The organism is Skermania piniformis (assembly GCF_019285775.1).
Taxonomy (GTDB): Bacteria; Actinomycetota; Actinomycetes; order Mycobacteriales; family Mycobacteriaceae; genus Skermania; species Skermania pinensis.
In genome coordinates this window covers 561,319-584,206 of sequence record NZ_CP079105.1, presented here as the reverse complement: position 1 = coordinate 584,206, position 22,888 = coordinate 561,319, and the positions used below count along the sequence as shown (strand labels likewise).

General features: G+C 65.6%; 19 protein-coding genes and 1 CRISPR repeat array (1 of these 20 cut by a window edge). Of the genes, 5 read left to right on the top strand and 14 right to left on the bottom strand.

The genetic code is table 11. The features are described from left to right. A CRISPR array of direct repeats spans window positions 1-3,719; the repeat unit is 36 nt; unit sequence GCTTCAATGTTGCTCCGCCATATAGACGGAGATCAG; it reaches 299 nt to the left of the window's first position. A 171-nt stretch (window positions 3,720-3,890) separates the two neighbouring features. The 13 genes from cas2 to KV203_RS02560 all read right to left on the bottom strand — a co-directional run bounded on the left by cas2 (window position 3,891) and on the right by KV203_RS02560 (window position 16,635). Then, on the bottom strand, window positions 3,891-4,178 hold the full coding sequence (gene cas2, locus KV203_RS02620; RefSeq protein WP_066466825.1) for a CRISPR-associated endonuclease Cas2: 288 nt from the start codon (window positions 4,176-4,178) through the stop codon (window positions 3,891-3,893). 4 nt (window positions 4,179-4,182) lie between these two features. Next, entirely contained in the window at window positions 4,183-5,850 is a 1,668-nt protein-coding gene (locus KV203_RS02615; protein ID WP_066466826.1) for a CRISPR-associated endonuclease Cas4/Cas1, read from the bottom strand. A gap of 123 nt (window positions 5,851-5,973) precedes the next feature. Beyond that, the gene (locus tag KV203_RS02610) at window positions 5,974-7,194 is read right to left on the bottom strand and encodes an ABC transporter ATP-binding protein (protein ID WP_066466827.1); all 1,221 of its coding nucleotides are present in this window, start codon (window positions 7,192-7,194) and stop codon (window positions 5,974-5,976) included. Window positions 7,195-7,200: 6 nt separating this feature from the next. Next, window positions 7,201-8,055: a carbohydrate ABC transporter permease gene (locus KV203_RS02605; RefSeq protein WP_066466828.1), complete on the bottom strand. Its 855-nt coding sequence runs from the start codon at window positions 8,053-8,055 to the stop codon at window positions 7,201-7,203. Between the two features lie 3 nt (window positions 8,056-8,058). Continuing rightward, window positions 8,059-8,988 (bottom strand): carbohydrate ABC transporter permease, encoded by a 930-nt coding sequence (locus KV203_RS02600; RefSeq protein ID WP_066466829.1) that lies wholly within the window; start codon window positions 8,986-8,988, stop codon window positions 8,059-8,061. Then, entirely contained in the window at window positions 8,985-10,241 is a 1,257-nt protein-coding gene (locus tag KV203_RS02595; RefSeq protein ID WP_066466830.1) for an extracellular solute-binding protein, read from the bottom strand. The genes KV203_RS02600 and KV203_RS02595 overlap by 4 nt, the downstream gene beginning before the upstream one ends. A 151-nt stretch (window positions 10,242-10,392) precedes the next feature. After that, window positions 10,393-11,379 carry an alpha/beta fold hydrolase gene (locus KV203_RS02590; protein ID WP_246600487.1) on the bottom strand — a complete coding sequence of 329 codons (987 nt, stop codon included), beginning with the start codon at window positions 11,377-11,379 and terminating at the stop codon, window positions 10,393-10,395. Between the two features lie 70 nt (window positions 11,380-11,449). Beyond that, a complete protein-coding gene (locus tag KV203_RS02585; protein ID WP_246600478.1) occupies window positions 11,450-12,304 on the bottom strand; it encodes a MerR family transcriptional regulator in 855 nt (284 codons plus the stop codon). Continuing rightward, the gene (locus tag KV203_RS02580) at window positions 12,304-13,260 is read right to left on the bottom strand and encodes an AurF N-oxygenase family protein (protein ID WP_083529738.1); all 957 of its coding nucleotides are present in this window, start codon (window positions 13,258-13,260) and stop codon (window positions 12,304-12,306) included. Before KV203_RS02580 ends, KV203_RS02585 begins: the two co-directional genes overlap by 1 nt. A 111-nt stretch (window positions 13,261-13,371) precedes the next feature. Next, window positions 13,372-13,665, bottom strand: a complete 294-nt coding sequence (locus KV203_RS02575; protein WP_066467141.1) for a DUF2516 family protein — start codon at window positions 13,663-13,665, stop codon at window positions 13,372-13,374. Window positions 13,666-13,755: 90 nt separating this feature from the next. Next, window positions 13,756-14,679: a superantigen-like protein SSL4 gene (locus tag KV203_RS02570; protein WP_083529739.1), complete on the bottom strand. Its 924-nt coding sequence runs from the start codon at window positions 14,677-14,679 to the stop codon at window positions 13,756-13,758. A gap of 19 nt (window positions 14,680-14,698) precedes the next feature. Beyond that, entirely contained in the window at window positions 14,699-15,160 is a 462-nt protein-coding gene (locus tag KV203_RS02565; RefSeq protein WP_066467143.1) for a helix-turn-helix domain-containing protein, read from the bottom strand. A 134-nt stretch (window positions 15,161-15,294) separates the two neighbouring features. Further along, window positions 15,295-16,635 carry a DUF445 domain-containing protein gene (locus KV203_RS02560; protein ID WP_083529741.1) on the bottom strand — a complete coding sequence of 447 codons (1,341 nt, stop codon included), beginning with the start codon at window positions 16,633-16,635 and terminating at the stop codon, window positions 15,295-15,297. Here KV203_RS02560 and KV203_RS02555 point away from each other — a divergent pair. The 5 genes from KV203_RS02555 to KV203_RS02535 all read left to right on the top strand — a co-directional run bounded on the left by KV203_RS02555 (window position 16,569) and on the right by KV203_RS02535 (window position 21,767). Then, window positions 16,569-17,378, top strand: coding sequence for a TetR/AcrR family transcriptional regulator (locus KV203_RS02555; RefSeq protein ID WP_083529742.1), 810 nt, complete (start codon window positions 16,569-16,571; stop codon window positions 17,376-17,378). The two genes, KV203_RS02560 and KV203_RS02555, sit on opposite strands and share 67 nt — an antisense overlap. 38 nt (window positions 17,379-17,416) lie before the next feature. After that, window positions 17,417-18,793: an ABC1 kinase family protein gene (locus KV203_RS02550; RefSeq protein WP_066466831.1), complete on the top strand. Its 1,377-nt coding sequence runs from the start codon at window positions 17,417-17,419 to the stop codon at window positions 18,791-18,793. 67 nt (window positions 18,794-18,860) lie between these two features. Next, window positions 18,861-20,114, top strand: coding sequence for a saccharopine dehydrogenase family protein (locus tag KV203_RS02545; RefSeq protein WP_066466832.1), 1,254 nt, complete (start codon window positions 18,861-18,863; stop codon window positions 20,112-20,114). Window positions 20,115-20,116: 2 nt separating this feature from the next. Continuing rightward, a complete protein-coding gene (locus KV203_RS02540) occupies window positions 20,117-20,893 on the top strand; it encodes a class I SAM-dependent methyltransferase (protein ID WP_066466833.1) in 777 nt (258 codons plus the stop codon). Window positions 20,894-20,903: 10 nt separating this feature from the next. Next, window positions 20,904-21,767 (top strand): polyphosphate kinase 2 family protein, encoded by an 864-nt coding sequence (locus tag KV203_RS02535; protein WP_066466834.1) that lies wholly within the window; start codon window positions 20,904-20,906, stop codon window positions 21,765-21,767. A gap of 4 nt (window positions 21,768-21,771) precedes the next feature. On the opposite strand, the gene KV203_RS02530 is transcribed toward KV203_RS02535, so the two are convergent. Continuing rightward, the gene (locus tag KV203_RS02530) at window positions 21,772-22,887 is read right to left on the bottom strand and encodes a S1C family serine protease (RefSeq protein ID WP_066466835.1); all 1,116 of its coding nucleotides are present in this window, start codon (window positions 22,885-22,887) and stop codon (window positions 21,772-21,774) included. Window position 22,888: the final 1 nt, after the last annotated feature.

The window sequence follows — 22,888 nt, the reverse complement described above, 5'->3', positions numbered from 1 at the left end:
AATGTTGCTCCGCCATATAGACGGAGATCAGGCGCCAGGCGAGTAGCTGGGCCGCGGACTGCTCCAATCGCGCTTCAATGTTGCTCCGCCATATAGACGGAGATCAGGCCGGTGATGGGGTCGAGGTCGGAGGCGACCAGCCGGCTTCAATGTTGCTCCGCCATATAGACGGAGATCAGGTGAAGCTGGGGGCGCAGAACCCCGAGTTCTGCACCAAGGCTTCAATGTTGCTCCGCCATATAGACGGAGATCAGTCACCGACCTCCGCCCCTCCACCGGGTGGCAACACGACGCTTCAATGTTGCTCCGCCATATAGACGGAGATCAGAACAATGGGCGGCATGGATAGCTCAACGGACCCTCGAAGCTTCAATGTTGCTCCGCCATATAGACGGAGATCAGTCGCGGAGGAGTCAGCGGGAGTTTCTCCCGTGGGTGCGCTTCAATGTTGCTCCGCCATATAGACGGAGATCAGGGCCGGGCCGGGCGCGGCTTGGCGGGGCATGGCAAGGGCTTCAATGTTGCTCCGCCATATAGACGGAGATCAGCGCTGCGTATGTGGTCGATCGTCGCCACCCCCGGCCGGCGCTTCAATGTTGCTCCGCCATATAGACGGAGATCAGTATCCGATGAGATGCAGCGGATCATGCGGACACCTCCGGCTTCAATGTTGCTCCGCCATATAGACGGAGATCAGACCTGTGGCGTACTTCGCCCGGCAATTCGGAGTCACCGGCTTCAATGTTGCTCCGCCATATAGACGGAGATCAGTGCGCGGTGTAATCGTCCGGCATCACCGAATATGCGCTTCAATGTTGCTCCGCCATATAGACGGAGATCAGCCGCAGGCGGCGGCCCGAACAAGGACCCGGGCCGCCGCCAACGCTTCAATGTTGCTCCGCCATATAGACGGAGATCAGACATCCACGGCCGCAACGCCGACGGCGGGATCTCCCTGCTTCAATGTTGCTCCGCCATATAGACGGAGATCAGCCGAGTACTTCGAGATGCCCTCGCGTGGTGGACCGGCTTCAATGTTGCTCCGCCATATAGACGGAGATCAGGCGGTGGCCCGGGCCGCCGAAGATCTGGCTACCGCGGCTTCAATGTTGCTCCGCCATATAGACGGAGATCAGCGGAGTCGAGCGCGACGAACGCCGTCCCATCGACGACGTCGCTTCAATGTTGCTCCGCCATATAGACGGAGATCAGCTCGGTATGCAGATAGCAATATCTGTACCGGCACCCGCTTCAATGTTGCTCCGCCATATAGACGGAGATCAGGAGGTCGAGCCTTATGTCGCCGTCGCGTCGCGGATCAACGCTTCAATGTTGCTCCGCCATATAGACGGAGATCAGCACCCTGTCAGACTGGTTGGCGTTCGCGGACTTCCACCTGCTTCAATGTTGCTCCGCCATATAGACGGAGATCAGGTGACCTGCCATGATTTCTCAACCGTGAGCGCCTACGAGCTTCAATGTTGCTCCGCCATATAGACGGAGATCAGGCCCTGTGCTACCCCGGAGAATCGAACTCCGGCAAAGCTTCAATGTTGCTCCGCCATATAGACGGAGATCAGCCATGTCCGGGGAGATCCTGCGCACGGTGGTCGGCAGCGCTTCAATGTTGCTCCGCCATATAGACGGAGATCAGGAGGCGGGCCGTCCCGGCCAGCGCCGCGTCGTAACGCTCGCTTCAATGTTGCTCCGCCATATAGACGGAGATCAGCAGGCTGCGGCGCCCGTGGATCACGCCTCACCGTCCGCCGCCGCTTCAATGTTGCTCCGCCATATAGACGGAGATCAGTCTGCCCAGCTCGTCGCCGAATCCCCCGACCCGGGGCTTCAATGTTGCTCCGCCATATAGACGGAGATCAGTCGAAAGAGTTCAAGCTCGTCGCGAACACCGCTGAGGGAGCTTCAATGTTGCTCCGCCATATAGACGGAGATCAGCGATCATCACCGACCCGGCCGGCGAAATCCACACTTTGGGCTTCAATGTTGCTCCGCCATATAGACGGAGATCAGCCGCGAAGACATCGAGGCCTATGTAGCGGCGGGTGCGGGCTTCAATGTTGCTCCGCCATATAGACGGAGATCAGTTGTCTCCGTGGCAAATACCGCCCGGCAAGCGTTCGCTTCAATGTTGCTCCGCCATATAGACGGAGATCAGATCAGGCCCATGGCGTCCCGCCCGGACAGGCCGACCTTCCGGCTTCAATGTTGCTCCGCCATATAGACGGAGATCAGTACCGCCGGGAACAACGCCACCAGGGACGCCGCCAGGCTTCAATGTTGCTCCGCCATATAGACGGAGATCAGGCAGGAGACACATTGACGCCGGTATCAGCCTGGCTGAGCTTCAATGTTGCTCCGCCATATAGACGGAGATCAGCCCCATAAGTAAAGGAGGCGGTGGTTGTGGCCCCGAGGGCTTCAATGTTGCTCCGCCATATAGACGGAGATCAGTTGGTCAGCACCGTTAGATTACCGGCGACCGCGGTTGTGCTTCAATGTTGCTCCGCCATATAGACGGAGATCAGCTGCTCTCGTAGCGCTCCGAAAAATAGTCATCGATTTTGCTTCAATGTTGCTCCGCCATATAGACGGAGATCAGCCGTGCAAGCGGGACGTGGTCCCGATCCGCACCTACTAGCTTCAATGTTGCTCCGCCATATAGACGGAGATCAGCGCGAACGAACGCGAACAACTGGTCGGCAAGCTTGTTACCGCTTCAATGTTGCTCCGCCATATAGACGGAGATCAGCAATTCCTTGCTCGACTCGGCATCGATCACCTCCGGCTTCAATGTTGCTCCGCCATATAGACGGAGATCAGCCTACCCCGCTGGCTACGCCGCCCTCGTCGAACGCTTCAATGTTGCTCCGCCATATAGACGGAGATCAGCCGCTGCTCGATCTGGCGCTGTGGTGCGCCACCAAGAAGGGCTTCAATGTTGCTCCGCCATATAGACGGAGATCAGTTGCCGATATCCGCCGATGTCGGTGACACCGGGCCAGATGCTTCAATGTTGCTCCGCCATATAGACGGAGATCAGCTACCCACCCCAAAACGCCCCCAGACCGCCCCAGCTTCAATGTTGCTCCGCCATATAGACGGAGATCAGCTGTACATCGTGTGGGAAGGTATCTCGTCGCCCGCAACGGCTTCAATGTTGCTCCGCCATATAGACGGAGATCAGTGCACGACTGTCCGAGAGCTCGACCGCGCCGTCGTGGGGCTTCAATGTTGCTCCGCCATATAGACGGAGATCAGGTTGACCGACATCAACGCGCGAGTCGTGACGGCCGCCGGCTTCAATGTTGCTCCGCCATATAGACGGAGATCAGCGGAGTACCGAGCCCGTGCGCTCGCCGACGGCGGCACCTACGCTTCAATGTTGCTCCGCCATATAGACGGAGATCAGTGGCACCGCGATCCGCCGCGGCGTCGCGATCACCTAGCTTCAATGTTGCTCCGCCATATAGACGGAGATCAGCGGCGGGCAGAGCAAGCGCGGTGCGCAGACGTGCCAGGCTTCAATGTTGCTCCGCCATATAGACGGAGATCAGTCGAGGCGGACCGCACGGGCGGTCGCCGGGCAGTTGCGGCTTCAATGTTGCTCCGCCATATAGACGGAGATCAGTTCGATGGTCGCGACGCACGCCGACCCGGCCGCCCCGGCTTCAATGTTGCTCCGCCATATAGACGGAGATCAGGGCTCTTGAAATATACCGCATGTGAACAGCGCAGATAGGAGCGACTCGCGAGAGGTCTGTTGTCGATATATCGTCGATAACGCAAACTATCCACTATCGAGGTGTCAATGACCAACGTGACCTGCATGCGAGCGCTCCCATGGTGAAGGCTGGGGCACCCACTGGTCGAACCTACAGGACCAGCGATCCGGGAGCCGGCAATCGTCTCGGCACTCCGAGGGTGGTCACTTCGGCGCAGCTGTGCAGCGGCCCCATATCGATAATCACGACCGAGTCTTCACCGTAATTCATCTGGTCGTGGATGTCGGTTCGCCATTGCGAGCGCTCCAGCGGCGAAAGGTCGCACAAGAACACCGAGTACTGCAGCCGCTCGCCGTACGCCTCCATCACCTTGCAGACTCGCCGAAGACGAGTCGGATCGCTGATGTCGTAGGCGATGAGATGCCTGCGTCTGGCCATTCTGCTACCTCGTTTCCATCGGAACGTACTGCGTCAGCTCGCCCGTCATGACGCCTGCGGCGATTCGTGCCTGGACGTCGAGAACCCGCCGATACGAGATGCGGTACTTGAAGACCGGATGTGTGACCCGGGTGTCGATCCGCCGCTCGTAGGCTGCGATCACCTTCCGGCGCCCCTGCAGGGTGAGCCAGCATCCGCCGCTGCGCCGCTCGAAGTCGCCGACGGTCACCTCGCCGTTGTTGATCATGCCGATCACCGTCGAGTCGGCCAGTAGTGGCCGGAACTCCTCCATGAGATCCAACGCCAAGGCGGGCCGCCCGTATCGCGGCCGGTGGTAGACCCCGATGTACGGATCGAGACCGACGCCGAGGCAGACCGCGACCAGATCTTTGACCAGCAGGGCGTACACGTACCCGAGCAACGCATTGATCGGGTCGGGCGCCGGCCGGCGTTTGCGGCCGTTCTCTTGGAACTCGTCTGCAAATGCCCGCCCCGACTCGGCGATCAACGCCGGAAAATTCTCGAAGTACAGCCGGGCGGCGGCGCCTTCTATTCCCAACAACTCGGCCGCCGACGCCGCCTGCTCGGCTTTGCGTGCCAATTCCTGCAAAGCCTCGAGCTTCGGCACAGCGCCGTTCTTACTGTTGCGGCGCAAGATGGTCCTGCTGTTCCGAATCTTGCCGGCTATCATCCGGCGAGCGATCGCCAACGCGGGCGGCCCTTCCGCAGCCAGCTGGCTCCGCCGCAATTGCACGTACTTCGACATCTCCCCTTGTGCCCAGCCGCGCAGCCAACCGTGATAGCTGAACCACAACACCGGCACGCCCCGCGCCCAGAGTTGTGCCAGCACCTGCGTGCTGATCTGGACGTTTCCGTACACGCATAATTGCGCCACGTCGATCAGCCGGCACTCGGACGGCCGGCTACCCAGCTGGACCACTCGCAGCCGCCCGCCACGAATCCCGACGGTCGCACCCGGCGTCGTCACGTAGACCGGACGATGGTCCGGGTCGCGCGGGACGATGGTGCGCGGCCGCGTCTCGGCGCGAGCGAGCAAAGCGTTGGTCTCGTCCGGCAGGCACAACCCCAACAGCGAGCAACCCGGACATTTCTTGCTCGCTACCAGCGGCAACGGCGGCTTGTCCTGCGCCGCCACCGTCCGCGCCTCGGCTGCGAACTCCACGGCGACAGCCCGCTCGACCTCACCGATCGGCAGCCGAAGTCGCTGATGCGTCTCGGCGTAGTACAGCACCCCGTGGGTGACCCGATATCCCGAGTCGTGTAGCAACGCGGCCTGCGCGTAGAGCTGTACCACGTCGGCGGACCACGGATTGCCCGCCGCCGACGGACGTCCCTTCTTCACGTCGACCGGGACGACGGTGCCGTCACCGCCGTCTTCGACTCGGTCGAGCACCGCGACCAGGCCGAGCCGGGGCGACTCGAGACGCAGTGATGTGGCCCGGGCCGGCGGCGACTGATCCAGCGGCGGGTGATCCGGCGCTGGAAGGTCACCACTGCGGCGATCGACCACCCGATGGACGAACTTGCCGTCCTCGGTGTCGTGGCTGTCGGCCCAACGACCGTCGACCCACTCGAGGTAGAACAACCGCGGGCAGTACACGTACTCGTTGAGCATTCGCGCCGGAATCAACTCCGGAATCGCACTCGTCATCGCCCACCTCGACCCGTCTGCCCCGACTACCGGTCACCCTTTCGGGTTCCCCGGAACGGTCTCACGAGGCACCGACACAGTGGTGGTCGGAACAAAGCCGATGGTCAGGCAGATCCCCGGTGATCAGGCAGACGGAGCATCCGTCAGCGACGGCACCCGACCGGCGTGGGCCGCGTCGAGCGTGAGGTTACGACCGGTCGCCGGGTCGAACAGGTGGATCTTGCGCGAATCCACCCAGATCTTCGCCTGATCGCCTTCCTCGACCTTGCTCGCCCCATCCAGGTTGATCACCAACTGGGTGCGCATCGAGTCGCCGTCCAGGTCGCGTTCCAGCTGTTCCAGCTGTTCGGTCACCTCCGGCGGAGCCTCGAACGGAATATAGGCATAGGTCTCGTTGCCGAGCCACTCCACCACGTCCACCTTGGCATCGAAGGTGGAGCCGCTGCCGTACTTGGCCGGCTCGACCAACGACGCGTCCTCGAAGTACTCCGGCCGGATACCGGCGATCAGCACTCCCTCCCGGTGGCCGGAATCGGCCAACAGCCGAGCTCGTTCCGACGGGATCTTCACCGTGCCGAACGGCAGCTGCACCTGATCGCCGTCGACCGTCGCCGGCAAGAAGTTCATCGGCGGCGACCCGATGAAACCGGCGACGAAGAGATTGCCCGGCTGCTCGTACAGTTCACGTGGGGTGGCCAACTGTTGCAACACACCCCGTTTGAGGACGGCGACCCGATGCCCCAGGGTCATCGCCTCGGTCTGATCGTGCGTCACATACACGGTGGTGATGCCCAATCGCTTCTGCAACCGGGCGATCTCGGTCCGCATCTGGCCACGCAACTTGGCGTCCAGATTCGACAACGGCTCGTCGAACAAGAAGACGTCGGCGTCCCGCACGATCGCGCGCCCCATCGCAACGCGCTGCCGCTGCCCGCCGGACAGGTTGCCCGGCTTGCGCTGGAGATGTTCGTCCAGCTCCAGCGTCTTCGACGCCGCTCGGACCTTCTGATCGACGGTCGCGTTGTCCACCCCGGCCAGACGTAGCGGGAACGCGATGTTCTCGTACACGGTGAGGTGCGGATAGAGCGCATAGTTCTGGAACACCATGGCCAAGTTGCGATCTCGCGGAGCGAGGTCGTTCACCCGACGATCGCCGATGATCATGTCACCGGACGTGATGTCCTCCAGCCCGACGATCATCCGCAGCAGAGTGGACTTCCCACAGCCGGACGGGCCGACCAGGATCATGAACTCCCCGTCGGCGACATCGATGCTGACGTCGTTCACCGCAGGGAAGCCGTCACCGTACTTCTTGACGATGTTGCGCATCGAGATGGCGGCCACCGGCGATCACCCCTTCACTGCGCCGGAGGTCAGGCCGGCGACGATCTTGCGTTGGAACAGCAGGACGATGATGACGATCGGAATCGTCGAGATGACGGCGCCGGCGGCCAACAACGACGCCGGTCGGTTGAACGGGTCGGCACCGACGAAGAACGACAACGACGCCGGGATGGGTCGGGCGCGCTCGGTGGAGGTGAGCGAGATCCCGAACGCGAAATCGTTCCACGCGAAGAAGAACGTCAGGATCGCCGCGGTGAACACGCCCGGCGCCGCCAACGGCACGATCACCTTGCGAAACGCCTGCCACGACGTGGCACCGTCCACCTGCGCGGCCTGCTCCATCTCCCACGGGATCTCGCGGAAGAAGGCCGACAGCGTCCAGATCGCCAGCGGCAGGGTGAACGACATGTACGGGATGATCAGACCGGGCCAGGTGTCGTACAGATGGATGGCCCGCCACATGTCGAACAAGGGCCCGATCAGCGACACCACCGGGAACATGGCGATCGCCAGTGCGATCGACAGCACCAGCTTCTTACCCCGGAATTCCAGTCGAGCGATCGCATAGGCCGCAAACGTCGCCAGGATCACCGACAGCACGGTCGCGATCAGGCTGATCCCGATCGAGTTGAAGATGGCGCGCCGAAACTGTTCGTTGTTCCAGACGTCGATGTAGTTCTGCCAGCCTGCGTTGCCACCGGGCTCCGGCAGAAATCCCGGACTGCCGTTGGTGACCGATTCCTGCGACTTGAACGACAGCGAGACGATCCAGACCACCGGCAACAGGCACCAGACCAGCACGATCAGGACACCGACGACGGTCCCGATTCGACCGAGCAGGCGTTTGGACTGAGCGGACATCTGCTATCCCTCCTGCCGAGCCGCGGCCAGATCCACCCGGAACAGCTTCACGATCAACCAGGCGACCAGCAAGACCGACAAGAACAGCAACACCGACAATGCCGAACCGATGCCCAGCTGGAACTGCTCGATCGTCTGCCGGTAGGTGAGAAACGAGATGGACTCGGTGTTCACTGCGCCGTTGGTCATCACGAAAATGTTGTCGAAGATTCGGTAGGCGTCCAACGCGCGGAACAGGATCGCCACCATGATCGCTGCGCGCATGTTCGGCAGGATCACCTTGGTCAACCGCTGCCACCACGTCGCCCCGTCGACCTTCGCCGCCTCCACCATGTCCTCGGATACCTGCGCCAGACCGGCCAGCAGTAGCAGCGACATGAACGGTGTGGTCTTCCAGATCTCGGAGACCATGATCGCGACCATCGCCGGCACGGTCTCGCCGAACCAGTTGAACGTGTCGTCGACGAACGGCAGCCACAGATTCACGAAGCCGTTGTTCTGGCTGAACGCGAACTGCCAGGCGAAACCCGATACCACCGTGATGATCCCGTACGGGATGAGGATGGCAGTCCGAATTACCCCGCGCGCGAAGATCACTCGGTGCATCACCATCGCGAAGGCGAAACCGATCACCAGCTCGATTGCCACGGTGACCACCATGTAGATCACCGTGACCACGGTGTCCCGCCAGAACAGCGGGTCGGTCAACGCGGTGCCGTAGTTGCTCAGCCCGACGAAATGCCGATCGGCCGGCGAGGTCAGCGAGTAGTCGAACAGCGACAGGTACAACGCTCGCAGCATCGGAAATGCAGTGACGACCAGCATGACCACGATCGCCGGCAAGACCAGATTGCGACCCAGCCGGTTCTCCGCTTTCACGCGGTCGCTGAGCTCCGGCGGCGCGGACGAGGCGGCAGGAGCGACGGCGGTCACAGCAGGGCCTTTCCTTGCAGCACATCGGACAAGAACTGCGCCGACTCGGCCGGTGTACGGCCGGGATCGACCGTCGTGGGCGGATGCCACCGAGCCTGCACCGCACCGGAGATCATCGCGTAGTACGCGCTTTTCGGCCGGGGCCCACCTTGGTCGATGCTGGTGCGGAACAGGTCGAGCAGGTCCTTGGGATAGGCGTTCACCAGATCGGGTGCGGCATAGGCGGAGCTGCGGGACGGCATCAGTCCGGACTGCACCGCGAGCGCGGTCTGCGCTTCGTTGGTGGTCACGCAGCGCGCGGCCGCCTGCGCGAACTCCGGGTGCCGGGTGTACGCGCCGACACCGATGTCGATCCCACCGATCGGCGGCTTGGACTGCTGCCCGGCCACTGTCTGCGGGTAGCGAGCCCAGGCCAGATCGTCGAAATCGGCCTGAGTGATCGAATCACCGACCTCGCCCTTGTAGTTGCCGTAGACGAAAGTCCAGTTGACCATGAATTCACCCGGGCTGCCGTCGCCGAACATGTAGGGCAACGTCGTGCCCTCGTTGGATACGGTGAGATCCGGTTGCGCCGCGGGCGAATCAGCCAACTTGCGAATGATCTGCGCCGTGCTCCGACCGGCGTCGGAATCGATCTCCACTTTCGCGTCGCGCCCGGCCTCGGTGTCCGAGACGATTTCGCCGCCCGCGCCTTGCAGTAACGCATTGATCCAGACGACGTACGCCTCGTACTTGTTTGCCTGCACGCCGACCGTGCCGTCGGCCTTGGCTGCGCCGTCGATCAGCTGGTCCCAGGTGACCGGCTTGGTCAGGTCCAGTCCGGCCGCGCGCGCCAACGACTTTCGGTACCAGAGCACCTGGGTGTTCGCCCATTGCGGTATCGCGTACACCCCGTCGTTCCAGGTGACCGTCTGCGCAGCGCCGGCCAGCACGTCACCGCCGGACACTTCCGCCGCAACGTCGTCGGGCATCCGAAGCAGCCAGCCCGCGTTGGCGAACTCGGCGACGAACACCGGATCGAGGCTCATCAGATCGGTCGACGAGTCTTCCGCAGCGAGTCGACGGGCGAGCTGGGTGCGCTGATCGGTCGCGGCCGACGGCAACAACTGGATGGCAATTCGATAGTCGGCGGTGGAGCACTGCTCCGCGAGCTCGGTCAGCGTCTCGACGCCGTCCGGGTTCACGTACCAGTTCAGCGTCGGCGTGCCGCTATCGGACCCGCAACCCGAAACCAGGCCGCAGCCGAGAGCCACCGTAGCTATCGAAACGGCAATACGTCTGAACGGCATACGACCTCCCGGTGATCCGGGTCACAGGATAGCCGCGGGTACAGCGTGGATGGAATACCGAAACGCGTGCTCACGGCGTGTCGAGATCGCCCGACCCGCGAGTGCCGGTCCCGGTTCAGCCGGCGACAGCGCGCAGCCGCCGCGCCGGCGGCGCCTCGGCAAGTCGGCTGATCTCCGCATTGAGCTGATCGGCGGCCTCTACCGGGCCCATGTGTCCGCTGGTCGGCACGAGTAACAGTCGATCCAGGTGGCCGGCACCGCGCAACGCATCGGCAAGACGCTCGGAATGCACTGCCGGCGTCATCCGGTCCCGGCCGCCGCCGAACACGACCGTCGGCACGGCGAGGTTGGTCACCGCGTCGCCCAGGTCGATCCGGTGCAGCGCGGTGCCCCAGCGACCACGAATCCGGCCACTGCAGGCCACGACGATGCGCACGCAGAACTCGACCTGTTCCCGGGTCGCGGTCGGCGACATCGCAACGAACCGCAACGCGTCGGTGACGCCTCGAACCCGCGGGAGCGGCACCGGCGCGCTCAACGCGTGTCCGGCCGCGCGACGGACCGCACCGGCCCCGGGCAGGAACGGCACCGCCGTGGTCTCGGCGACCAGCCGATCGCAACCGGTGTTGGCCAGCACCGCCCCGGCGGCGCGCTCCCGCACCTGTTCCGGGTAGCGCCCGGCCCAGGCCATGATGGTCATCCCGCCCATGCTGTGCCCGACCAACACCGCCCGCTTACCCGGCGGCACCGTCGCGGCCAGGACCGCTGCGAAGTCGTCGGCCAGCACGTCACTGCCGAACCGGCGGCGGCCGACGGAGCTACCGCCGTGGCCGCGCTGGTCGTAGGCGACCACCCGGAAGCGTTCCGCCAGCGCATTGATCTGCGGGTACCAGAACTCGATGCTGCAGGTCCAGCCGTGCGATAACACCACCGTCGGCGCGTCCGCAGCACCGTAGATGTGCACTCGTAGCGCGGCACCGTCACTGGTCGGCACCAGCCGCACCTCCGGTGCGGTCTGCGGCGTGCACAGCGACCGATCGGAGTAGCTGACTGCTTGCTTGCGACGCACTAATGCGCCGACGATGCTTTTGCGTGTAGTCACGGACACTCCTTTGTGGTTCCCTACACTGTCGCAGACCCGTAGTTGGTTATCGGCCGGATCCGGATTTTGATTACAACGAATCCGGCCGCGGCCCAACGTCGGTCAATCGCCGCGCGAGATCACCCAGCGCGTCTGCGATCGCCTCGTCGAGCGCGTCGGTAAGCAGCGCGTCGACGACGTCGCGCACCATGGCCTTGGCCTTGGTGACCAGTTCTGCAGCTTCGCCGATAGTTTGCGGATCGAGGTCGACTGCGTCACCGTCAGGCAGATAGCGGTCCCGGACCAGGCCGACGAACCGGCCGGCGACGTCGACCAGGTCGCTGCGTACCGCACCGGCCTGATCGAGCACTTCCGCCATCGGGACGCCGGCCTCCACCAGTAGCCGAGCCGCTTCCGGCAGCCGTCGACCGACAACTCGATAGGTATCGGGACCGGTTTCGATCAGTAGCCCGTTCGCCACCGCCCGCGCCAGATCGGGCTCGATGTCGACTTCGCCGGCGAAGAACGACCCGAACTCGTCCCGGGTCATCGTCGTGGTCGAATCCGACCCGATGCCGAGCTCGTCCGCCCGCTCCGGGTCGAGCACGTCTTCCACCCGCATGCCGTACTGCGCGGCAGTGAGGAGCTCGCTGATCGTGGCGAAGGTGTACCCCCGGTCCAGCATCCGACCGATCAAGTCGAGCCGAGCCAGATGCGCGGCGTTGTACCACCCGGTCCGACCTTCTTTGCGCGGCGGCGGAAGCAGACCTCGATCTTGGTACACCCGGACGTTGCGCACGCTCACCCCGGCCGTCTGCGCCAGGTCGTCGATTCGATACTCCCGGGCGACCTTCGGCGCCGGTTCCAGGAAGCCGGCGAGCCCCCGCAGCACCCGGGCGGACTCCGACGCCAGGAAGGTCATCGGCATGACCGTGCGCGTCGCCATCAGATCGCGTGGGCGCGACGGAGCAGGAATCGGGCCGGCGCGGCCAGCAAGCCGACCGAATCGAGAAACTCGACGGTGCGACCGCAGCCCGTCCGCAACATCCGGTGATAGTGCTCGTTACTGCGCCGGGCGCGCTTGGCCTCCGCTACATCCAGTCCGGCGGCGGCATAGACGTCGTCGTTGACCAGGCTGGTGATGATGAAGTAGGCGGTCACGCCCAGCACCAGACTGACCACCTGCCGCCGGGCCCATGAGCTGTCCTCCAGGCACCGCACGCATTCCTCGCGGGCGAATCGGATGTGGCGGGCTTCCTCCAGCACGTGGATTCGGCTCACCGAACGGGTGATCGGCTGCACCCGCTCGTCCTTCATGAAGTCGCGCTGCATCATGTCCAGCACTTCCTCGGCGAAAAGCGTGCCCGCGTACGCCAACGAACCACTGGCAATCGCCTTGAATACCCGAGCCAGATTGTGCACGTACCAGCGTGGGCGATATACCGGGATCCCGAAGCGGCGCTGCGCCTGGGCGAACATGACCGAGTGGCGGCATTCGTCGGCGATCTCGGTAAGAGCGAACTGTACGTGCGGATCGGCCGCATCCTGGTCGTAGATGTCCCGCAGGATCATCTGCATCAGGATGGCCTCGAACCAGAGCCCGGTTCCGGCGATGCTCGCCGCCTCGTGCTTGGTCAGGATGATCCGCTGCTCCTCGGTCATCCGCTCCCAGAGGTCGGTGCCGTAGAGACTGCACCACTCGGGCGTCATCCCGTAGAGATCTTCGGGGATCGGCGCCGCCCAGTCGATATCGACCGTCGGGTCCATGGACTTCTTCACCGCGGAAGCGAGCAACCGTTCGCCGGTATCGGACCGGTCCCGAGCGGTGGCCAGGCGCGCGGCCCACTCGTCGTCGGTGCGCACCGCCGAGTGCAAGGCACCGGAATAAGTAGCCGTAGTCATCATCGAACCTCCATCGCAGCAACTTTGATGCGTTGGAGTAACACTAGCATTGTCACAATGCTCATTGTCAAGATTGACCTGACAACTACTTCCGCAACTTTCCGTTCGGGGCTACGAGCGAGATCCGCGCTGCACCTCGTCCACCCGCGGACGGACGTCGACCAGATAGACGATCACGGCGACGACAGCGATGATGCCGAGCAACTGCACCGGCCCGAACACGAGCAGCACCAGCAACGAGGCAGCGAGAATGGCCAGCCAGATCGGCTTGCTCAGCTTGTCCACGGCGGTGAACGCGTCCCCGCGCTGGCGAGCAGCGTGGACGACAGCGAACACCGCGCCCGCTACCGCCAGCAGCTGCAAGCCCAGCAGCACGATGCCAGCAACACCTACAGGGTCGTACAACACAGTGTCCACTATAGGTAGATCTGTCCGAATCGACGACCGCCGCCCCCGCGCGCCGGGCACGGGGGCGAGTTACCGCGGAGCGTGCGATCAGTCCGATCCGGCGGCATTGCGCGCCGAGGCCTTCTTCGCCGGAGTCTTCTTGGCGGGCGTCACTTTGTCCGCCGCGTCCTTGTTTGCTGCAGGCTTCGTTGCTGCAGCCTTGGTTGCCGCATTCTTGGTCGCTGCGCTCTTGGCCGGGGCAGCCTTGGTCGCCGCGCTCTTCGCCGCCGCCTTCTTTGCCGGGGCCTTCTTCGCGGGGGCCTTCTTTGCCGGCGTCTTCTTGGCGGCAGCCTTCTTCGCGGGGGCGGCAGCGGCAGTTTCGGGCGCGGCCGGCGCAGGTTCGGGCGTGACGACCGCGGGCAGCTCCGGAGGCGCGGTCGCTTCCGGCGCTACGTCCGCCTCCGGGGGCGCGGTCGCTTCCGGCGTTTCGGCCGGTTCCGGCGTTTTGGTGGTTTCCGGCGCCGTCGGGGCCTCGACCGCATCGGCAACGGGTTCCCGGCCGATCAGCTCGGCAGCCTGATCACCGGCCTTGTCCAGGGCATCGTCGACCTGCTCGATCGCATCCTCGCCCTGCTCGATCCGCTCCTCCACCGCCGGCCGATTGCGCAGCCGGTCGACGGCCTCCTCGCCACGCTGGGCAAGATCGGCATACAGGTCCAACAGCACCTTCAGGTAGGAGTCGGCCGCCTTGCGCAACTCCTCGACGGTGAACTTCTCCCGCAGCTCGGCCAGATCCTCGGGCAACTCGGACGGCATCCCGGACAACCGCTCGCGCAACGACTCGAGGTGCTCCTGCACGTCGGCCGGCAGTCCCGCGACGCGTTCCCGGGCGTCTTCGACCCGGTCGGAGACCCGGCTGCCGGATTCGCTGCGATCTCGCACTCGGCCGACCACATCGGTAATCGCCTGGACCGCGGCATCATAGGCACCGACGGTCGCGTACAGCGGTTTCGCCACGTTCGATTCGGTCATTGTTCTTCGCTCTCCTGTTCTAGCGAGGTTCGGGGGTCGTGCCGGGCGCGACAATCACGTCCGGACCGTCATCCGTCCGGAAGAAACCGGGCGCGCTCCCGTTGTCGCCGTTCTCCCGACGGAACGACTCGTAGATCTCGAGCAGTACTTGTTTCTGCCGTTCGGTGATCGCGACGTCGGCCAGGACTGCGTCGCGCACCGGCCCGAAAGGGCGCTGCTCGAGGAATCCGGCACGGACGTAGAGCGCCTCGGACGAGACGCGCAAGCCCTTGGCGATCTGCGCGAGAACCTCGGCCGACGGATTGCGCAACCCACGCTCGATCTGACTGAGGTACGGGTTGCTCACTCCCGCCATCTGCGCAAGTTGACGAAGTGAGACCTGGGCGGCCTCACGTTGCGCGCGAATAAAGCTCCCGATGTCCTGTGCGGCGTTCACCACTCGACCGGTGCGGTCCCCGACGGCCTCCGCGAGGTCGTCGATGTCGGGCTCGGGAAGCTCGTGCGTCACAAGTATCAACTCACTTTCCGGCTGGGGTCGACCCACCGTAACTCCCGGTGCTAGCAATTGCAAGCACCTTGCTAGCGGCGGGCTAGCGCCTTTCGCTCCGCCGTGAGTCAGCTGCCGAACAAGAGCTGGGACACGGCGTAGATGGTCAGGCCGGCCAGCGCGCCGACCACCGTGCCGTTGATCCGGATGAACTGCAGATCCCGGCCCACCTGGAGTTCGATCTTGCGACTGGCGTCGTCGGCGTCCCAGCGGGCCACCGTATCGGTGATGATCGTGGTGATCTCGTTCGCGTAGTTGGCCGCCACGTACCGCGCCCCGTCCGCGATCCACCGATCGACCTTGGCCCGCATCTCGTCGTCGTCGCGCAACCGCTCGCCGAGGTTTTGGACATTCTCGGCGACCTTGCGCCGCAAGGTGCTGTCCGGATCGTCCACCGATTCCAGAATCAGTCGCTTGGCCACCCGCCAGGTGGCCGCCGCGAGCCCGGTGATCTCTTCCCGGCCCATGATCGTCGCTTTGACGCCTTCTGCTTTCGCGATCGTCGCGGGATCGTGCTGGAGGTCCTCGGCGAAGGTGGTCAGAAACTTGTTCGCGGCCAACCGGACCTCGTGGTCGGGATTGCTGCGCACCTTCCAGGTGAACTCGACCAGCTCCCGGTAGATCCGCTCGGACAACAGGATGTCGACGAACTTCGGCGACCACTGCGGCGAGTCCCGCTCGACGATCCGGTCGAGTGTCTCCTGACTGCCCAGAGCCCACTGATGCGCCCGCTCGGCCAGCATGTCCACCAGGGGCCGCTGCCGATCCTCGGCGATCAGCTCCGCGAGCACCTTGCCGATCGGTGGCCCCCACTCCGGTTCGCCGATCCGACGAACCAACGTCTGATCGATCACCTGCTCCACATCGGCGTCGCGGAGCACGCCGACCAGCGCGCGCAGCATCGTGGACGCCTCCGTCGCCACCCGCGCCGCGTTCTCCGGCTGGGCCATCCACCCGCCCAACCGCAGCGGCACCTGCGCCGACAACACCTTCGCCGTGACCACGTCCGGTGCCAGGAAGTTGGTCCCGATGAACGAGCCGAGACTCTCGCCGATCTGCTCTTTCTTTCGTCGGATGATCGCCGTGTGCGGGATCGGGATGCCGAGCGGATGCCGGAACAACGCCGTCACCGCGAACCAGTCGGCGAGTGCGCCGACCATCCCGGCCTCGGACGCTGCCCGCAGATAACCGACCCAACCGGAAGCGCCGCGCGACTCCTGCCACCGACAGAACAGATAGACGACGGTGGCGGCGACCAACAGGCCGGTCGCCAACGTCTTCATCCGAACCAGGTCACGCCGCTTGTTGTCCTCGTCCAACACGGCGGCGAGCCCGGTCTCGGATGGCGTGGTCACGGTGGTCACGCCGCCATTCTGCCCATGGATCGGCGGCCGATCGGGCACCGGCATCTAAGCTGGGAGCGAACGTCCCCGTCCCGAGGAGCGCGATCCTGGCCGCCGAGCATATAGTCCGCCCCCGCGACCGTCCGACGCCCAAACCGGACGGTCGTAAACAGCGTTGGCAACAGCACAAGATCGCCCGCCGCGCGGAGCTGGTCGACGGCACACTCGCGGCTATCCGTCGGCACGGCAGCACGATCGGCATGGACGAGATCGCCGCCGACATCGGCGTCTCCAAGACGGTGCTGTACCGGTACTTCGCGGACAAGGCGGACTTGATCCGAACCACGATGGATCGCTACGTCGAGTCCACCCTGGCACCCCGGATCTACGCCGCGATCGGCGGCAGCGACGGCGAGTACGAGCTGATCCGCTCGGCGATCACCGCCTACGTGGACACCGTTTCCGCCGACCCGGACGTGTACCTGTTCGTCATGGGCACCGGCGGGGCGGACCGGGACGTTGTGACCGCGTTCCAGCAGATGTTCGCCGAAGTGGTGGCCGCGGCGCTGCTCGCCCGGCTGACCGAGCACCGCATCGAACCGGGCGGCGCCTGGCCGTGGTCCTATGCGATCGTCGGCGCGGTCCAGCTGTCCACCCATTGGTGGATATCGAACCGCTCGATCGGCCCCGAAGAATTGATCAACTACCTCACCATGATGGTCTGGAACGCGGTCGAGGGCATTGCCCGCGACGACGGTTCGGCTGAGCGGTTCGCCGCGCGGGCGCACCAGCTCCGCACGCCGCAGTAGCCGACGACCCAAGCAAGAATCGAGAACGGCGGCGCATCATGGACGGTCCGAACCTGCCCACCACGCGGATAGCTCGCGGGTCGATGCTCGGGGTCGCGGCCGCCGGACAGGTGCTGCGGGCGCAACGGGCCCGGATCGGCATGGTCGGCCGCTCGAACGAGGTGCGGGCCCGGATGAGCGCCGAGTCGACGATGCGAGCGGCCGAGCAGATCGTCGCCGTCCTCGGCAGCATGAAGGGCATCGCGATGAAACTCGGGCAGATGCTCTCGCTGCTCGACCTGGACCTGGTTCCACCCGAACATCGCGAATCGTTCCAGCGCCGCCTCGCCGTGCTGCGGGACGACGCCCCGCGGGTGCCATTCGACCGGATGCGCCGGGTCATCGAGAAAGATCTGGGCGCTCCGCTCGATCAGCTGTTCGCCACCTTCGACGAGACTCCGGTCGCCGCGGCCTCGATCGGCCAGGTGTACCGAGCGACGCTGCGCGGCGGCCGGGTCGTGGCGGTGAAAGTCCAGTATCCCGGCGTGGACCTGGCGGTTCGGGCGGACCTGAAGAACCTGGCCTTGTTCGGCAAACTGATCCAGACCGTGTTGCCCTGGGTCACCCCGGCGGTGATCGAGGAGCTCCGGCTCAGCTTCGAAGCCGAGCTGGACTATCGGGCCGAGGCGCGCACCCAGCGAGCGCTGGCGGAACAGTTCGACGGCCACCCGTTCGTCTACATCCCGCCGGTGATCGCCGACCGGTCCGGCACCCGCGTGCTGACGACGGAGTTCGTCGACGGACTGGGCTTCGAGCAGGTCCGCGAGCTGCCGGCGGACCAGCGGGACCGGGTCGGCGAGATCGTCTACCGCTTCTACGTCGGGTCGTTGTATCGATTCGACGAGTTCTGCGGCGACCCGCACCCGGGCAACCTGCTCTACATGCGGGACGGGCGGGTCTGCTTTCTCGATTTCGGGTTGTTCACCCGGATGCGACCCGCGCACGTCCGGTTCGAGGCCGAGTGTCTGCGCACCGCGGCGGAAGACCGGATCGAGGACCTGCACGCATTGCTCGCCGAGGTCGGCATCATCGACGGCGCCGTCGTCACCGCCGAGCAGGCACTGGAGTATGTGTTGTCGGCCTCGGAATGGTGCCTGGTCGACCAGGAGCTGACCATCACCCCCGAGCTCGCCAGCGGCGCTTTCCTGCTCGCGATCGACCCCCGGCCGTCCCCGACCGCCGGCGCCCGGCTCCACGTGCTGCCGGCCGAGCACCTCTTCTCCCGGCGAGCCGACTTCCTCACCTTCGGTGTGCTGGGCGAGTTGGGCGCAACGGCAAACTGGTTTCGGATCGCACGAGAATGGCTGTATGACGACGAACCGGCCACCGAACTCGGTCGGCAGGACCGAGACTGGTGGGCAAGCCGCGCCGGCTGACCACCGCCCGTTCCACCCGACGCACCGGGCCCGCCTGATGCACAAGCCGTAAAGGAAGTAACCCCGAGTGACCGATGCACGCGACTTCGACCTGGTGCTCTTCGGTGCCACCGGATTCGTCGGAAAACTGACGGCGCAGTACCTGCTCGAGGCGGCGCCGGCGGCAGCCCGGATCGCGCTGGCCGGCCGCTCGCTCGACAAGCTCACCGCCGTTCGCGACGCCCTCGGGCCGGCGGCCGTGGGCTGGTCGCTGCTGGTCGCCGACGCCGGCGACGACACCGAACTCGCCACTCTGGCTCGCCGCACCAAGGTCGTCGTGACGACGGTGGGCCCCTACCTGCGATACGGCAAAGGCTTGATCCGGGCCTGCGCGGACGCCGGAACCCACTACGCCGATCTCACCGGCGAATCCCCGTTCGTGAAGTACAGCATCGATGAGCTGCACGAGACCGCGGTGGCCACCGGCGCCCGAATCGTCCCGTCCTGCGGCTTCGACTCGGTGCCGTCCGATCTCAACGCCTACGGCTGCTACCGGGCCACCGAACAGGACGGCACCGGCGAACTGACCGACACCACCCTGGTCGCCGCGTTCAAAGGCGGGTTCAGCGGCGGCACCATCGACTCCGGCCGCGCGATGATGGAAGCGGCCGCCGACGATCGGTCGATCGACCGGATACTGGCCGACCCGTACTCGCTCAGCCCGGACCGGGCACTCGAACCCGACCTCGGCCGGCAGAACGACCTCACCTTGGAGCGGGCCGCCGAGGTGGACCCCAGCCTGACCGGCTGGCTGACCACTTTCGTGATGGCCCAACACAACTCGAAGGTGGTACGCCGCAGCAACGCGCTGCTCGGCTGGGCGTACGGCAAGAACTTCCGCTACCGGGAGGTGATGAGCGCGGGGGACTCGACGCTGGCCCCGGTGATCGCCGCCGGTGTCTCCGCCGGCATGGTCGGCGGGTTCGCCGTCGGCCGCCTGCTCTCGTCGAACCGGGTCGGTCGGCAGATTCTCGACCGGGTACTGCCCAAACCCGGCACCGGACCCGACGAGCAGACCCGGCTCAACGGGTGGTTCCGGATGCAGACCTTCGCCCACACCACCTCCGGCGCCGTCTACGAGGCCGTGTTCGCCATGCAGGGCGACCCCGGCTACGCAGCGACCGCAGTGTTGCTCGGCGAGAGCGGGCTCGCGCTCGCCTTCGACGAGGCGACGCTGCCACCGTTCACCGGAATCCTCACCCCGGTCACCGCCATGGGCGACGTGCTCACCGAACGGCTGCGCGCGGCCGGCGCGACGATCACCGTCGAACGACGCCGCTGAAAATGGCCGAACCCACGGCCCGCGCGACCACCCGCGCACTGCTGAACCGGCCGGCGGTCGACCGCAACGGCTATCTGGATGTGCTGGGCCGGGAGATCGCCGCACCCACCCCGACGCCGGCCCAGCGTGCGATGAACGCACCGCTGGTCGCCACGGTCTACGAGCGGATCTGGCGCCCGGCCGCGTTCTTCGGCGCCAGCGGGGTACGTACCGAGACCGAGTGGCGACGCACGCTGCGCCGGCTGCGGCCGGCGGGCGCGGATCGCGTCCTCGATGTCGCGTGCGGTCCGGGCCTGTTCACCAGCCGGCTGGCCGAACGGCTCGGTCCGGACGGGCTCGCCGTCGGCTTGGACATCTCCGCACCGATGCTGCACCGCGCGGTCCACGACAATGCCGGACCGCAGACCTGCTATGTCCGCGGCGACGCGGGCACGCTGCCGTTCGACGACGCCACCTTCGACGTGGTGTGCTGCCTGGGCGCGCTCTATCTGGTGCCGGAACCGGATCGGGTGGTGGACGAGATGATTCGGGTTCTGGCGCCCGGCGGTCGGATCGCGATCCTGACCACCTACGCGAATCCGACCGACCCGGTCCGTCGGCTGATCGGGCAGCTGGGCGATCGAATCGGGGTGCGCGGCTTCGATCGAGCGCGGTTCCCGAGCCGGTTCGCCGCCGCCGAGCTCACCGACATCCGGCAACAGATCCACGGGCTGTTCCAGTTCGTCGCCGCCGACGCACCCGGCGAACAACCCGCCGCCGAACGGCGCGCCCCCCAGTAGAGTCGCTGTCATGTCGACCGGTTGGACCACGCCCGCCCCGGACGCCCTCCGGGCCACCGCGCAGCCTCGGGTAGCCGAATTGGACCCACGTTCGACGCCCGGCTTCATCGGCGACAAGAAGACCGGCCAACTGCTCACTGCCCAGCGGGCTACCGTGCTGGCCGATCTGCAGGAGATGCTTTACGCCAACGGCCGCTCCGGCGATCGCCGGTCGGTGCTGTTGGTGCTGCAGGGGATGGACACCGCCGGCAAGGGCGGCGTCGTGAAACACGTGGTCGGCGCGGTGGACCCACAAGGCGTATCGCACACGTCGTTCGGCGTGCCGACCGAGGAAGAACGCAGTCACCACTATCTGTGGCGAATTCGTAAGGCCCTCCCCCGGCCCGGCCAACTCGGGGTGTTCGACCGCTCACACTACGAGGACGTGTTGGTGGTTCGGGTGCACAACCTGGTGCCGCCGTCGGTGTGGGAGCCGCGCTACGACGAGATCAACGCATTCGAGCGAGAACTGGTCGAGGGCGGCACCACCCTGGTGAAGGTGGCGATGGTGATCTCCCCGGCCGAGCAGAAGGTCCGGCTGGCCGAGCGCCTCACCCAGCCGGACAAGTACTGGAAGTACAACCCGCGCGACCTGGATGAGCGCGCGCTCTGGCCCGAGTATCAGGCCGCCTACCAGGCGGTGCTGGAGCGCACCGACACCGACCTTGCCCCGTGGTACGTGGTGCCGAGCGACCGCAAGTGGTACACCCGCCTCGCCGTCACGGAACTGCTGATCGCGGCGTTGCAGTCGCTCGACTTGCGTTGGCCACCAGCAGATTTCGATGTAGAGGTGGAGCAGCAGCGGGTCGCCGCGCTGACCGACCCGACCAGCTGATCGGTCAGTTGGGTGGCGAATCGGCCAGAGTGATCGTGGTGGTCTGGGCCGTACCGGAGCCATCGGTCCAGTCGAGTTGCACGACCTCGCCCGGCCGGGCCGCGTCGATCGCCGCGCGTAGATCGTCGGCGGAGGTGATCGCCCGCCCGTCGAGCTTGGTGATCGTCGCGCCCTCCGGCAACCCCGCGGCGTAGGCCGGCGACCCGTAGATCGTCAGCTGCACCCTGGCCCCGGTCGGCCCGGGCGAATCGGCATCGGTGACCAGCACACCCAGCGACGCGGTCGGCCCCACGTGCACGTCGGCGGTACCCACCCCGGTACGTACCTGCTCGACCACCCGCATCGCGTCGTTGATCGGCACCGCATAACCCGCACGTTCGCCGGTCTCGGCGCGCGCGTCGGCGCCGGTGGCCGCTGCCAACACGCCGACGACCGCCCCACCGGAATCGACCAGCGCCCCACCCGAATGCCCGGGTACGACGTCGGCGTCGGCCGCGATCAAACCGGTCAACGCCTTGCTCGAGGCATCCGCCTCGTTGCGGGCGAAGATCCGTTCGTTCAGCCCGGTGACCGCGCCCACCACGCCGGTCGGGGCACCGCCGGTGCCGTTGGCGTTACCGATCGCCATCACCTGATCACCGCGGCGGACCGTGCCCGAATCGCCGATCCGCGCCGGCGGCAGATCTTGTGCGCCGGCCAGCTGCAGCACCGCGATGTCGCGCTCACGGTCGTAGCCGATCGTGGTGGCCGGATAGATCAGACCGTTGCCGACGCTGGTCACCGAGATCTCCTCGGCGCCCTTGATCACATGGTGGCTGGTCAGCACCAGGCCGTCCGGGCTGAGCACGATGCCGGTGCCCGAACCTTCCGGACCGAACGGGCCCAGCTGCACCGTGACGTCCACCAGCGTCGGATCGACGCCGGCCGACACCGCCGTCGGGTCGAGCGGCGGCGGGGGCGGCGGCGCCACGTAAGGCACCACCTCGGTCGAGTACGAGTCGGGCAGGCGCGGCAGTTCCCAGCGACCGGTGTGGACGCCGTAGCCGTAGCCACCGGCGACCCCGACCAGCAAGACGAGGACGATCGGACCACCGGAACCGGAACGCCGCGCGCCGCCCATC

Coding starts and splice junctions, on each gene's coding strand:
- KV203_RS02615 (WP_066466826.1), bottom strand. CDS start 5,850: ATGACGAGTGCGATTCCGGAGTTGATTCCGGCGCGAATGCTCAACGAG.
- KV203_RS02605 (WP_066466828.1), bottom strand. CDS start 8,055: ATGTCCGCTCAGTCCAAACGCCTGCTCGGTCGAATCGGGACCGTCGTC.
- KV203_RS02585 (WP_246600478.1), bottom strand. CDS start 12,304: ATGGCGACGCGCACGGTCATGCCGATGACCTTCCTGGCGTCGGAGTCC.
- KV203_RS02580 (WP_083529738.1), bottom strand. CDS start 13,260: ATGACTACGGCTACTTATTCCGGTGCCTTGCACTCGGCGGTGCGCACC.
- KV203_RS02570 (WP_083529739.1), bottom strand. CDS start 14,679: ATGACCGAATCGAACGTGGCGAAACCGCTGTACGCGACCGTCGGTGCC.
- cas2 (WP_066466825.1), bottom strand. CDS start 4,178: ATGGCCAGACGCAGGCATCTCATCGCCTACGACATCAGCGATCCGACT.
- KV203_RS02560 (WP_083529741.1), bottom strand. CDS start 16,635: ATGCCGGTGCCCGATCGGCCGCCGATCCATGGGCAGAATGGCGGCGTG.
- KV203_RS02535 (WP_066466834.1), top strand. CDS start 20,904: ATGTCGACCGGTTGGACCACGCCCGCCCCGGACGCCCTCCGGGCCACC.
- KV203_RS02540 (WP_066466833.1), top strand. CDS start 20,117: ATGGCCGAACCCACGGCCCGCGCGACCACCCGCGCACTGCTGAACCGG.
- KV203_RS02530 (WP_066466835.1), bottom strand. CDS start 22,887: ATGGGCGGCGCGCGGCGTTCCGGTTCCGGTGGTCCGATCGTCCTCGTC.
- KV203_RS02555 (WP_083529742.1), top strand. CDS start 16,569: ATGGCGTGGTCACGGTGGTCACGCCGCCATTCTGCCCATGGATCGGCG.
- KV203_RS02550 (WP_066466831.1), top strand. CDS start 17,417: ATGGACGGTCCGAACCTGCCCACCACGCGGATAGCTCGCGGGTCGATG.